Below are 12,587 nucleotides of genomic sequence, written 5' to 3'. Positions count from 1 at the left end.
AATCCTGAACGTCGACTATCAATAAACCGTTCGTGAATTATCAAGATTTGATCAAGAGGCGGCCCTGTGTCAGGAAAACGTATTCTGGTGGTCGAAGACGACGCCGACAGTGCAAGCATTCTGGAGGCCTACCTGCTTCGGGACGGCTTCATCGTCGGCCTCGCGGAAAACGGCCAGCGCGGCATCGACATGCACCGGCAATGGAGGCCCGATCTGGTGCTGCTCGACGTGATGTTGCCGCTGGTCAGCGGCACCGATGTGCTGTCGGCAATCAGGCGCTGCAGCGATACGCCGGTGATCATGGTCACCGCCATGGGTGACGAGCCGGAAAAACTCGGTGCACTGCGTTATGGCGCGGACGACTACGTGGTCAAGCCATACAACCCCAAGGAAGTGGTGGCGCGGGTGCACGCCGTTCTGCGCCGTGCCCAACCGGGTGGCAGCGCCGAAAGACAGCTGCGCTACCAGGATCTGGTGGTCGATCTCGACGCCGTCACGGCGCGTATCGAAGGGCTGGAACAGGAACAGACGCTGCTGGACCTCACGCCCACCGAGTTCAAGATTCTCTGCACTTTGCTGAAGACCCCATCCAAGGCGTTTACCCGCGAGGAGCTACTCGAGATCTGTCTGCCGGAAAGCGAAGCGCTGGCGCGGGTGGTGGATGCTCACGTGCATAACCTGCGCCGCAAGCTGGAACTGCACGGCATCGATAACGTGCTGGTCACCGTGCGCGCCGTCGGCTACCGGTTCAGGTGACTGTCATGCCACCAAGTCAACCGGATTCCAAGGCTAGGCCGTTATGGCACTGGGTCGGGATGCGCATGAGCATGCTCGCAATCGGCGCCATCATCGTGATTGCGTTCTGCATGTGGCTGTACGTAACCGCAACGGACTGGATCACCCTGCACTCCATCCCCGAGAGCGTGCGCATCGAACTTGAGCAGTTGCAGGCCCAGCCGGACCTGAACGTTCCCAGGCTTCGTGAACTGTTCGTGCAGTACTATCCGACCGAATACATGCTGCCTGGCATTGCCAATCAATTGTGGTGGTTGCTGGCTGGGCTGATCGGAGTGGCGACACCCGTCATCATCTTTTTCGGGTTCCTGTTCTCGCGCCCGCTGTCGAGCCAGTTTTCCTCCGTGGCCAAAGGTGCGCGCCAAGTAGCGCAAGGTGATTTCAAGACGCGCCTGCCTGCCATCGATCACGGTCCGGACGAACTGCAATCATTGGTGCGCGACTTCAACACCATGACCACTCAACTCGAACGCTACGAGCTGGAAGTCAGCGAATCCAGTGCCATGATCGCCCATGAGCTGCGCACCCCACTCAACGCAGCGATGGGCCGTGTGCAGGGCATGATCGATGAGGTTTTCCCAAGCGATCTCGCACAACTGGAAATGGTCAGCCGACAGCTCAACCAACTCAACAAACTGGTCAATGACCTGCACTTGCTGTCATTGGCCAGCGCCGGTCAACTGGTCTTGAACAAGACCGCCTTTTCGCTGGGAAAACTTGTCACCGAACGTCTGGACTGGTTTGCCACGCAGCTTCAGCAGGCAGGCGTCAAGGTGGCGCTGGACATCCCGTCCGCGCTGAAGCTGACCGCGGATCGGGACCGAATCGGTCAGGTCGTGAACATTCTGGTCGACAACGTGTTGCGCTACTCGGCACAGGGCGGCGAACTGCACATCACGGCGAGCGCCATCGGCACCCAGGTGGAACTGGCGTTTGCAGACAGAGGGCCGGGTTTTGGCGAGGACAACCTTGAACAGGTGTTCGACCGATTCTGGCGGGCCGAGCGTTCCAGAGCGCGCTACTCGGGTGGCAGCGGGCTGGGTTTATCAATCGCCCGGGCCATCTGTCTTGAGCATGATGCAGTCATCAGCGCACAGAACAGACCGGGCGGCGGATCGGTGATCCGCCTGATGATCCCGGTCTGAGCCAGAGCATTACTGCGCCCCGGCGACCTTCATGATCATCCGCGACAGCAGATAGATACGCGGCGCGACGCTTGCGACTTCTGCGTATTCCTCAGGCGTATGAATATTGCCGCCGACGATGCCGAAACCGTCCAGCGTTGGCGTCCCCACGCTGGCTGACAAACTCGAGTCCGCCGCCCCGCCGCTGCCTTCGATGGTCAGCGTGCGCCCCAGCTCGCCATAGATGCCCTGCGCCATGGCCACCAATGCATCGGACTGCGGCGTCTGCGGCATCGGCGGCAGGCCGCGTACCAGACTGGTCTTGACCTCGGTGTCGGGAATCAGTTTGTTGGCGGACACCTTGGCCATGTCCTGTTCGATGCGATCAAACTCCTCCGGCAACACCGCACGCACATCAGCCTTGGCGCTGGCCTGATCGGGGATCACGTTGGTGCGGTCGCCAGCCTTGAGCACCGTGAAGTTGATGGTGGTCTTTTTCTCCTCGTCACCGAGCTTGCCCAGTTGCAGAATCTGGTGGGCGACCTCGCTGGCCGCATTGCGTCCCAGCTCCGGCGCAACGCCTGCGTGGGACGCCTTGCCCTTGACCTCGACCAATGCCGTGGCGACGCCCTTGCGCCAGACCACCAGACCATCGGCCGGACGACCCGGCTCCAGGTTGAGGGTGACGTCATGCGCCTTGGCAGTCTTTTTGATCAGCTCGGTGCCAACCGTCGAACCGATTTCCTCGCTGGCGTCGAGCAGTACCGTGATCTGCGCGTAATCCTTGAAGTTGAGGTTCTGCAGCACTTTCAGCGCGTAGATCGCCGCCACGATTCCGCCCTTGTCATCCATCACACCGGGACCGTAGGCACGGCCATCCTTGATGTGAAACGGTCGCTCGGCAGCGGTGCCTTCCTTGAATACGGTGTCCATGTGCGCCATCAACAGAATCTTCGCCTTGCCAGTGCCCTTGATTGTGGCCAGCACATGATTGCTGGCCTCAGGCGTATTGGGGACCAACTCGATGGTGGCACCGAGCTTTTTCAGTTCTTCGATGGCGATGTCACTGACCTGACCCAGGCCTTGGGTGTAGCCAGAGCCTGAATCGATGTTCACCAGACGTTCGAGCAGCTTCAAGGCTTCGTCCTGATACTGCTCGGCGTCGGCCTGAATCTTCTGATGAGGCTCGGCCATGGCAAGCGGAGTGAGGGCTGTCAGAACGAAAACCAGGCCCAGCCGAGCGGCCAGTGGCGAGCGGGAAAACAGGCGCATGCGCAATCCATCCTTGAGTGTGATTGAAAGGTTTTCAAGAACCTACCTCAAGCCAGCGCATCGGAACAGGCATTCATGAAACCGGATCAGGCAATCGTCGGCAGAAACGGGGCTGTAATCTGCCGAAAGGTCAGCAAGCGATGCCCGCCGAGAGGAACTGGACAGCGTTTCGCCATGACGTTAACGTAAGCGGCAACCTTCACTCGCAGTCATCACATCTCAACAATAAAAAGATCGAGGATGCGACATGCTGAGCTATTCCGCTGGAATGCAACATCCACCCTTGCTTGAACTCACAATCGGCAGCGCCCTGTCCGAAGCCGTAAAACGTTGGCCGGAGCAGGACGCATTGATCGTGCCATTCCAGCAGGTGCGCTATAGCTGGCGCGACCTTGGACGTGAGGTCGATACCGTGGCTAGCGCCCTGCTCGCTCTGGGTATCGACAAGGGCCAGCGGATCGGCATCTGGGCACCCAATTGCGCCCAGTGGTGCATCACGCAACTGGCAAGCGCGAAGATTGGCGCAGTGCTGGTCAACATCAATCCGGCCTATCGCACTTCGGAGTTGACCTACGCATTGCAGCGTTCAGGCTGTTCGTGGTTGGTGACTGCAGACTGCTTCAAGGACTCGAATTATCACGCCATGCTGGGTCAGGTCGTTCCACAGTTGCTGACCCGGACGCCTGGAGCCTGGCACAGCGAAGCACTGCCCGAACTGCGCGGCGTGATCAGCCTGTCCGACAGCCCGCCGCCCGGCATGCTGGCTTGGCGCACGCTTCATTCGCTTGCCGAATCGACGCCTGCGGATGCCCTCGAACTGCGCGCTGCCAGCCTGGAGGTGAACGACCCGATCAACATCCAGTACACCTCGGGCACCACCGGTTTTCCGAAAGGCGCCACGCTGAGCCATCGCAACATCCTCAACAACGGTTACATGGTCGGCTACAACCTTGGCCTGGGATCCGAGGACCGGCTGGTCATTCCGGTGCCGCTTTATCACTGCTTCGGCATGGTGATGGGCAACCTCGCCTGCCTGACCCATGGCGCGACGATGATCTATCCGGCGCCGTCGTTCGAACCCCTGGCAACACTCGAAGCGGTCGCCAGCGAGCGGGCGACTTACCTGTATGGCGTGCCAACCATGTTCATCAAGGAACTCGATCTTCCTGAGCGACAGGCACTGGATCTTTCCAGCCTCAAGGGCGGAATCATGGCAGGCAGCATCTGCCCCATCGAAGTGATGCGTCAGGTCATTGACCAGATGCACATGAGCGGTGTGCAGATCGCCTATGGCATGACCGAGACCAGCCCGGTTTCCCTGCAGACGTCCAATGACGACCCTCTGGACTTGCGCGTGACCAGCGTTGGCCGCACTCAGCCGCATCTGGAACACAAGGTGATCGACCCCCACGGAAACACAGTGGAGCGTGGTCAGGTCGGTGAACTCTGCACCCGAGGTTACAGCGTCATGTTGGGTTACTGGCAGGACGCCGAAGCCACGGCCAGAGACATCGATGCCGAGGGCTGGATGCACACCGGCGATCTGGTGCAGATGGACGCTGATGGCTACGTGACGATCGTGGGCCGCAGCAAGGACATGATCATTCGCGGTGGCGAGAACATCTACCCGCGTGAAATCGAAGAACTGCTTTTACAGCACAGCGACATAGCTGAAGCCTATGTCGTCGGCATTCCGTGTGATCGCTACGGCGAAGACCTGGTGGCCTGGGTCAGGCTGCATCCCGGTCACGTGTGCGAAGAACCGTTGCTGCGCGATTTCTTTCGTTCCCGTGTAGCGCACTTCAAGGTGCCAAGGCACTTTTTCTTCGTCGACGAATTCCCGATGACGGTCACCGGCAAGGTGCAGAAATTTCGCATGCGCGAGATCAGCATTGAGCGACTGAGCACAGCCGGTGATTGACATGCAAAGACTTTGATTCGCGATTGGGGTAACGTCCGGACTCGTCACCCAATCGTTGTAATGGCTGGAGACAGCCATTCGGGCAAGCAACCACAACGCCAATAACGCCTACCTCGTCACGAAAGGGACTGCCAGATCATCAGCCATTGATTCCAGGGATGTGCGAATCATGATCTTGAGAAAAGCCCTTCAAACACGCCATGCACTGATCGCCTTCGCACTGCTGCTGAGTGTGCTTTCCGAGTCCGCCTGGACAGCCACCAAAAGCGTAAAGCGCGGCGTCGCGTATGACGTGGCCTCGCCTGCGGACCTGAGTGCTTTATCGACTGGCATGAGCTGGTGGTACAACTGGAGCCCGAAGCCCCATGATCGTCTGGCCGCCTATGACTATGCGGGCCAGTACAACGTCGATTTCGTGCCGATGGTCTGGAACGCCAATCTCGATGACGGTCAGTTGAAGCTCTATCTGCTGGCGCACCCCGGCATTCGTTATCTGCTGGTCATCAACGAGCCCAATCTGGTCGATCAGGCCAACATGACACCCCAGGCCGCTGCACAGTTGTGGCCTCGTCTGGAACAGATTTCGGCGCAGACCGGGGTCAAACTGGTCGGCCCTGCGATGAACTGGGGAACCATGACCGGCTACGGCGACCCGGTGGCCTGGCTTGACGCGTTCTACGCAGCCTATGCGTCAGCCCATCAGGGACGGGACCCGCAGATCGATTACCTGGCCTTTCATTGGTATGACTACGGCCTGTCGAGCATGCTCGACAGACTGTCCCGATACGGCAAACCCTTCTGGGTAACCGAGTTCGCCAACTGGCACACGCTTGATGACGGACTGCAGATCGATTCACTGGAAAAACAGAAGCAGCAGATGGCAGAGATGGTCACGATGCTGGAGCGGCGGTCGGACGTGTTCAGGTACGCCTGGTTCACCGGGCGAATGACACCGGATCCGCACTTTTCAAGCCTGCTGGATGCCGAAGGAAGACTGACGGAACTGGGTCAGTACTACCTCTCGTTGCCGTACAGCGAATGAAAGATGGGTTCTGTTCAGCCGAAGCAGCGGCTTCTGGCTGACGGTGCTTCGCGCTCATCCAGAGAGGCGGCGCCTACATCGGTCAGGCCACTGATGATGTGCTGCGTGTACGGAAAGGACGGATCGACTTCCAACAGTCGTTCCGAGATCAGCAACCCTTCCCTTGCCAGCACATCGACCGCCAGCACGCAGTCGACGATGGGGCAGACACGCGCAGAGCGCTTGAGCAGTTCCATGTAGATCTGGCCGAAGGTGAGCTTTCGGGTGCGATCCGGGCTCAGGCGCCTGACGGCGCTCAATATGGCCACATCGATTCGACCAGGCTTGTCGCTCACATTATCTGATGTCATGGGCGGGCACACTTCGACGTGACAAATCAAGTTGCCACGTTTCGTCAAAATATAAACAAACAGCGAAAGATCTGGCGATAACGTCGATAAAATCTGATGAAACCAAAACAGCCAAACAGCCTTTTTTCATCAGAGTCGATATCACTATAAAGACCGATAAGCCCGATCACTGTCTATCAACTCAAGGCGTGTATGCATCAATAATGATCGCCCTTTAAAGACTGTAAAAAATGCGGCTGTTTCAGCAGAGCGGCCATGATAGCAGAGCACTAAACCTAATCACAGTTAGGTTTAGCAGATTAGAGAATAATACCTTTATATGTGTTTTTTTAGCGATTAATCATCAAATATTACGAAAAAAATGGTTTATATATCTATAAAGTCGCGAAAATCACTCTACCCCAAGCGCTACCCTGTTCAAAAAAAGCGCGCCAGCAGCAGGCAGGCCATATGCCAGCATTTCATAAATTCCGCTGCGGTAATATTTTATAAACAGCTGAACTTCTTTCGCGCTTTCCGGACTTAACACTCGGCTGACAGGTATGTCGCGCTAAACGCCTATTTGATTATCCTTGCCACCGTCAATCGAGATTGCCATTGATGACCCGATCCATGTTGCCTGTTTTCGGCGCTGTACTTCTGTGCGCGCAAAGTTTGTCTGCCTTCGCAGCGGACTCAACTTCCACTGCCACCAAGGGAACTTCCGACGCACAAGTCAGAGTTCAGGTCGAGGCCAAACGTGACCGGATTTCCGGTGCCGACAAAGTCACCACACCTGCACAGAAAGGCGCTTCCACCCTGCTCGACGAGCCTGTGAACACCGACGACGCACCTCGACAGGAGCAACACTGATGACACCGTCAGACCTTAATCCGCCCCTGTGCGCCAAGCGAGCATTTGCCTTGTCAGCTTTCAAACAAACGCTGGGCCTGAGCCTGCTGACCTTCAGTGTCATGCAGGCCAATCTGGCGCTGGCGGCCGTCGTCACCCCCGCCACCGGCAATGAAGTCGAGGCGCGCGTCAGCTCGATTCTCGACAACATGAACACGTCGGAAAAGATCAACTTCACCCGCGTCAACGACGGGCACATGATCCCTTCCCTGCTCAAGTGGGGCATCAAGGGCACGGTTGCCTACGACTCGTCTATGGGTGTGCACGTCAACAACGCCACCTTCGGCGCGCAGTACCCATCGCAGTCCGCACTGGCCGCGACCTGGAGCATCAACCGTGCCAAGGAATTCGGACAGGCGATTGCCTACGAGACCCGTATTTCCGGCGGGCAGCAGATGCTGTCGCCCGGCGCGAATCTTTACCGCACGCCATTCAATGGACGGTCGGCCGAGTACGTGAGCGGTGAAGATCCGTTCCTTGGCGCAGTATTGGCTCCGGCTATCGTCAACGGCATTCAGGTGCAGGGGATTCAGGCGAGCGGCAAGCACTACCTGGCCAATGAGCAGGAAGCCAACCGCCAGGCACTCAACGTGACAGTCAACGAACGCACCCTGCGCGAGCTGTACCTGCCGGGCTTCGAATCGATGGTCAAGAACGCCAACGTCGCGTCGATCATGTGTGGCTTCAACAAGATCAACGGCGACTACGCCTGTGAAAACCATCACCTGATCACCGAAGTGCTCAAGGGCGAATGGGGTTATCAGGGCACGGTCATCAGCGACTTCAATGCCATTCATGACGCGTTCAAAGGCGCATGGGCCGGCACCGATATCGACATGCCGTCCGGCCTGCAATTCACCGAAGCCAACCTGCTGCCGTACCTGTGGAGCGGCCAACTGACCCAGAACGTCATTGATGACAAGGTCAAGCGCAACCTGCGCGCCATCGTCAGCTACGACTTCCAGGAAAACCTCAACACGGCCAAGACCCTGGACCATCCCGAGTACGGCATGCGTGCAGCACTGAACACGGCGCGTGAATCCATCGTCCTGTTGCGCAACGAAAACACCACTGCGGGCAAACCGCTGCTGCCCTTGGCGCGCACTGCGAAGATCGCCGTGATCGGCAACTGGGCACACGACGCACCCGCCTCGCCTTTCGGCACCGCCAACTCGCCACCCAACAGCTACGTGACGGAGCTGAGCGGCTTGCAGCAACTGGCATCCAGCAGCGCCAACGTGACCTACCTGTCGGAGTTGAGCCTGAACCCGGCCAGCTCGGCCTGGTATCAGCCTGCAACCGGTAACAACGGCATCAATAATTCGGGCGTCAAAGCCGAATATTTCTCCAACACCAGTTTCTCCGGTGACCCGGCGCTGACCCGCGTCGAGCCCGGCGTGAACCTGAACTGGACCACCGGCACCAACGTCACCGACGCAGGTACCACCGCCGTTTCCGGCTTCAGCCCTGCACCCGGCTCGTTCTCGGCACGCTTCACATCGGTGATCAAGCCGACGGTCTCCGGCCCGCAAGTCTTCAAGGTGCGTGCGGATGGCCCTTACAAGCTCTGGGTCAACGACGAACTGGTCGTGGAAAGCGACGGCGTTCCGTACTCGTCCGACGTGGTCAATGCACTGACCACCTCCGGCAAGACCGCCGCTTTGACCGCGGGCAAGTCGTACACCGTCAAGCTTGAATACAAGCGCGTGCAGGGCAACTTCATTCCGGCACTCGGTGGCGTGACTGGCGTACAGATGAGCTGGGCTTCGCTGCGTCCGCCGAAGGATCTGTCGAAATACGATGCGGTGGTCGTCGCCACTGGCACCAACTACGAGAACGAAGGCGAAGGCTCGGACCACGGTTTCGACCTGCCGGACCAACAGGCCGAACTGGTCAGCTACGTGACCAAGGCCAACCCCAACACCATCGTCGTGATGCACGGTGGTGGCGTGGCCAACATGCAGCCGTGGGCCAACAAGGTCGGCGCAACACTGCAAGCCTGGTTCCCCGGCCAGCAAGGCGGTCAGGCACTTGCGGAGATTCTGTTCGGCAAGGTCAACCCGTCGGGCAAACTGCCGATCACCATCGACAAGAAGATCGAGGACAACCCGAGCTACGCGTCGTATCCGGATCCGGCCGCATACCGTGGCGACAAGGCCCTGACTGAAATGAACTACAGCGAAGGCCTGTACATGGGTTATCGCGGTTACGACAAGAAGCACGCCAAGCCGCTCTACCCGTTCGGTTACGGCCTGTCCTACACCACATTCGGCTACAGCAACCTCAAGCTGTCGACCAATGTGCTGACGCCAGGCTCTACCATTGACGTGAAGTTCACCCTGACCAACACCGGTGACAAGGCCGGTTTCGAAGTGGCGCAGCTCTACGTGCAGCCGGTAAAACCTGCCGTTGATCGTCCGGAAAAAGAACTCAAGGGCTTCACCAAGGTGTACCTGCAGCCGGGCGAGAGCAAAACCGTCAGCATCCCGATCGACTCGCGTTCGCTGGCCTACTACGTCGACAAGACTGCAAGCTGGGATGTGGACGCAGGCAAGTACAAGATTCTGGTCGGTGCGGACTCGGAAAACCTGACGCTCAACCGGACCCTGATCACCCTGTACCCGGAAAAACTGACGACCCGCGACAGCAACCCGCTGCCGTTGCCACTGCGCAAGGCGGTGCAGGTGTCAGCTTCACTGAAATACTGATGTCAGCATCAAGGCTCATGGAAGAGCCTTGATGTCCCTTCCCAATCGCTGCGCGTAAACGTCGAAGACCGCCATCACATCCACTTCTTCAGGGCACCTTAGCCACTGAATCTGCAAGCCATCCATGACCGAGAAGATCTCCTGGGCCAAGGCTTGTACGTCGACATCCGCACGTATCTCCCCCGCCTCTTTCAAGGCATTCAAGTGGCCTCGCGCATGCTGGTGGGTCAGATGAAAGCGCTCCTTGTGCCAGGCCCACGCCGGATGCTCAGGCGACAGGCTTTCGGTGTTCATCAGCAAGGCCGCCTGACACTCGGCTGCGTCCTCGATGCTGAAACCCATGCTCAATTTGATGAACTTGATAAAACCTTCAAGCGTCGGCTCGGTGACCAGATCCTGAAATCTGGACACTACTCGTTGATCGCGACGTTCCAGCAGCGCGCTCAGCAAGGCTTCCTTGTTCGGGAAATGGTGCAGCAAACCGACCGTAGTAATACCTGCCAGCGTCGCCACGTCACGCATCGAGGCGCTCGAATAGCCATTGCGGGCGAAGACGATCGTCGCCGCATCCAGCAAGGCCTTTCTGCGCATGTCACCCTTGGGTGCGCGGCGGCGTTTGGGCTGCACGGCCTCTTCGGATTCATTCCCTGAGTCTTCAACTGACATAAAACCTGATAACACCTTGAGCCGATGTGTCTTCAATATTTCCCAGTGCCTGCAGCCTGGGCCCTGCTCGCGAAAAACCGTTTTGCGGTCAGCGATGCGACGAATATGGAGATCGACGCGATCACGGCGTTACCGGCAAACATGCCTGGTACCGCGCCGCTGCCGCCAAACCAGTGAGCCCCGACATATACGAACGGCACAGTGCCGAGCGTCGCACGCAGCCAGGCGAAAACCGCCACCAGCCATGACCGGTTCATGGTCATGAATACCGCGATGGCGACGAAATCCAGGCCGATGATCACCCAGAGCCCGCCACCCAACCGGCAGTAATTCAAAAAGACCGTGCGAACCTCGCCTTCCAGCTGATAGATATCGGCGATGGTACTGCTGAACACTACCAGCACCAGCCAGACCGCCAACCCGTAACCGACCACCAGTCTGCGGGTGAAGACGATGGCCTGGCGAACACGGTCGTCCCGTTGCGCCCCGATATTCTGCCCCAGTATCGGCGCCAGCGCGCCGGGCAGTGCGAAAAAGGCGCAGTAGGAAAATTGCAGCACGCGATCCATCACGCTCATGGCGGCCAGCGCCGAGGTGCCGAACGCTGACAGCGAGGCGACCAGATAGGCCAGCCCGACCGGCGTCGCCAGGTTGGCAGCCATGGCTGGCAGCGCCAGCTTGAAGGTCCGGCCTGCGTGATTGCGCAGCAGTTTAAGGTTGCGGGAGAACGTCAGGCCGATCCGCTTACGCACCCAGTAAACGCCCAGGCAGGCCGACACACACCCGGACAGCGCGAATGCCAGCCCCGCCCCTTCCAGCCCCAGACCGAGCCCGAAGATAAAGAACGGATCCGCTACCGCAAGCGTCGCGGCTCCTGACAGCACCACACCCAGCGCACGGTGGTTATCGCCCGCCGTCCTGAGCATCTGCGCGGCCATCTGCATCACGGCCTGCAAAACAGTCGCGGGCAGCGCCAGCCAGATAAACCCGCGCGCTGCCTCGTAAACCGTTGCCTCAGCACCCAGCCAGTGGGTAATCGGCACCATCAGGAACAGTTGCAGCACCGCTGCAACACCGGACACCACAAGAATCATCAGCATCAGGCTGGCGCAGAGCCGCGCCACCGATTTCGTCACCCGGTGACCGATGCGCGCCGACAATACCGCCGTGGCAGCGATGATGAAACCGCTGGCCAGCGACATGTTGATGAACATCATCACCTTGGCAATGCCAACCGCTGCCAGCAGCACCGGGTCGTGCAGCATGGAGACGTAGACCAGCGTGAGGATGTCGACCAGAAAAACGGCGAACAGACTCAAGGCGCTGGTGCTGGCGGTGACCATGACGTGTCGTGATACGGGACCTTCGGTAAATATCGCGCTGGCTGCAGCCATTACGCTCCCCTGAACGGACTGGGGCTGAGCGCTTCAGGTGAAGCGCTCAGCGAGGCGGCGATTCTAGTCGGGTTGGACAGTCGGGGGTATCGGTTTGAGGGAGGAGCGAGTGTTCACGACGTGAGCCCGCTCATTTGACATCCTTTTGCCATTAGCTACAGTTCTGCCACCAAAGGAGTACGGGTATGTGTATGGACGCACATTGGCGCTTTTCGTTGTGTCTGCCGGACCAGGGACTGTTAGTACCGGCACGGCCATTTCCCTATTCCGCTTCGCGGATGAAGACTGCCGCTTATCGCGAAGGTCACTCCAGTATTTTCCTGAATCTGCAACCCGCAGCCACTGCTGAACGGACTCGGCCGCGCGTGAGCAAATCGCATTGCAATGATGTGCAAGTCAACTCCAACGCCTGAATCCCGGCTGC

The 12,587-nt window shown here is 58.8% G+C and carries 10 protein-coding genes; 6 read left to right on the top strand and 4 right to left on the bottom strand.

From position 1 onward, the window contains the following. Nucleotides 1–66 precede the first annotated feature (66 nt). The gene (locus CFBP1590_RS11710) at nucleotides 67–756 is read left to right on the top strand and encodes a response regulator (RefSeq protein WP_088235066.1); all 690 of its coding nucleotides are present in this window, start codon (nucleotides 67–69) and stop codon (nucleotides 754–756) included. Nucleotides 757–761: 5 nt separating this feature from the next. Next, a complete protein-coding gene (locus CFBP1590_RS11705; RefSeq protein WP_080922438.1) occupies nucleotides 762–1,940 on the top strand; it encodes a sensor histidine kinase in 1,179 nt (392 codons plus the stop codon). Nucleotides 1,941–1,949: 9 nt separating this feature from the next. Here CFBP1590_RS11705 and CFBP1590_RS11700 read toward each other — a convergent pair whose 3' ends face one another. After that, on the bottom strand, nucleotides 1,950–3,191 hold the full coding sequence (locus CFBP1590_RS11700) for a M20/M25/M40 family metallo-hydrolase (protein ID WP_029243465.1): 1,242 nt from the start codon (nucleotides 3,189–3,191) through the stop codon (nucleotides 1,950–1,952). 247 nt (nucleotides 3,192–3,438) lie between these two features. Here CFBP1590_RS11700 and CFBP1590_RS11695 point away from each other — a divergent pair, with 247 nt between their 5' ends. Next, on the top strand, nucleotides 3,439–5,112 hold the full coding sequence (locus CFBP1590_RS11695; protein WP_088235065.1) for an AMP-binding protein: 1,674 nt from the start codon (nucleotides 3,439–3,441) through the stop codon (nucleotides 5,110–5,112). 169 nt (nucleotides 5,113–5,281) lie between these two features. Further along, nucleotides 5,282–6,154, top strand: coding sequence for a glycoside hydrolase family protein (locus tag CFBP1590_RS11690; protein ID WP_088235064.1), 873 nt, complete (start codon nucleotides 5,282–5,284; stop codon nucleotides 6,152–6,154). Between the two features lie 14 nt (nucleotides 6,155–6,168). Here the strand turns inward: CFBP1590_RS11690 and CFBP1590_RS11685 are convergent, their stop codons facing one another. Further along, on the bottom strand, nucleotides 6,169–6,504 hold the full coding sequence (locus CFBP1590_RS11685; RefSeq protein WP_050575439.1) for a hypothetical protein: 336 nt from the start codon (nucleotides 6,502–6,504) through the stop codon (nucleotides 6,169–6,171). A gap of 612 nt (nucleotides 6,505–7,116) precedes the next feature. Here CFBP1590_RS11685 and CFBP1590_RS11680 point away from each other — a divergent pair. Continuing rightward, complete coding sequence (locus tag CFBP1590_RS11680; RefSeq protein ID WP_058431627.1) at nucleotides 7,117–7,356, top strand: hypothetical protein; 240 nt, start codon at nucleotides 7,117–7,119, stop codon at nucleotides 7,354–7,356. Further along, complete coding sequence (locus CFBP1590_RS11675) at nucleotides 7,356–10,103, top strand: beta-glucosidase (RefSeq protein WP_167383086.1); 2,748 nt, start codon at nucleotides 7,356–7,358, stop codon at nucleotides 10,101–10,103. Before CFBP1590_RS11680 ends, CFBP1590_RS11675 begins: the two co-directional genes overlap by 1 nt. Before the next feature lie 15 nt (nucleotides 10,104–10,118). Here CFBP1590_RS11675 and CFBP1590_RS11670 read toward each other — a convergent pair whose 3' ends face one another. Both CFBP1590_RS11670 and CFBP1590_RS11665 read right to left on the bottom strand, forming a co-directional pair. Further along, nucleotides 10,119–10,769, bottom strand: coding sequence for a TetR/AcrR family transcriptional regulator (locus CFBP1590_RS11670; protein ID WP_088235063.1), 651 nt, complete (start codon nucleotides 10,767–10,769; stop codon nucleotides 10,119–10,121). A 32-nt stretch (nucleotides 10,770–10,801) separates the two neighbouring features. Continuing rightward, on the bottom strand, nucleotides 10,802–12,163 hold the full coding sequence (locus CFBP1590_RS11665; RefSeq protein WP_088235062.1) for an MATE family efflux transporter: 1,362 nt from the start codon (nucleotides 12,161–12,163) through the stop codon (nucleotides 10,802–10,804). Between the last annotated feature and the right edge of the window lie 424 nt (nucleotides 12,164–12,587).

The organism is Pseudomonas viridiflava, from assembly GCF_900184295.1.
Taxonomy (GTDB): domain Bacteria; phylum Pseudomonadota; class Gammaproteobacteria; order Pseudomonadales; family Pseudomonadaceae; genus Aquipseudomonas; species Aquipseudomonas viridiflava.
This window is presented reverse-complemented; position numbering and strand designations above follow the sequence as displayed.

Bases quoted from the DNA above. Each gene is read 5' to 3' on its own strand.
- CFBP1590_RS11685 (WP_050575439.1), bottom strand. From the start codon at position 6,504: ATGACATCAGATAATGTGAGCGACAAGCCTGGTCGAATCGATGTGGCC.
- CFBP1590_RS11680 (WP_058431627.1), top strand. From the start codon at position 7,117: ATGTTGCCTGTTTTCGGCGCTGTACTTCTGTGCGCGCAAAGTTTGTCT.
- CFBP1590_RS11700 (WP_029243465.1), bottom strand. From the start codon at position 3,191: ATGCGCCTGTTTTCCCGCTCGCCACTGGCCGCTCGGCTGGGCCTGGTT.
- CFBP1590_RS11665 (WP_088235062.1), bottom strand. From the start codon at position 12,163: ATGGCTGCAGCCAGCGCGATATTTACCGAAGGTCCCGTATCACGACAC.
- CFBP1590_RS11690 (WP_088235064.1), top strand. From the start codon at position 5,282: ATGATCTTGAGAAAAGCCCTTCAAACACGCCATGCACTGATCGCCTTC.
- CFBP1590_RS11695 (WP_088235065.1), top strand. From the start codon at position 3,439: ATGCTGAGCTATTCCGCTGGAATGCAACATCCACCCTTGCTTGAACTC.
- CFBP1590_RS11675 (WP_167383086.1), top strand. From the start codon at position 7,356: ATGACACCGTCAGACCTTAATCCGCCCCTGTGCGCCAAGCGAGCATTT.
- CFBP1590_RS11670 (WP_088235063.1), bottom strand. From the start codon at position 10,769: ATGTCAGTTGAAGACTCAGGGAATGAATCCGAAGAGGCCGTGCAGCCC.
- CFBP1590_RS11705 (WP_080922438.1), top strand. From the start codon at position 762: ATGCCACCAAGTCAACCGGATTCCAAGGCTAGGCCGTTATGGCACTGG.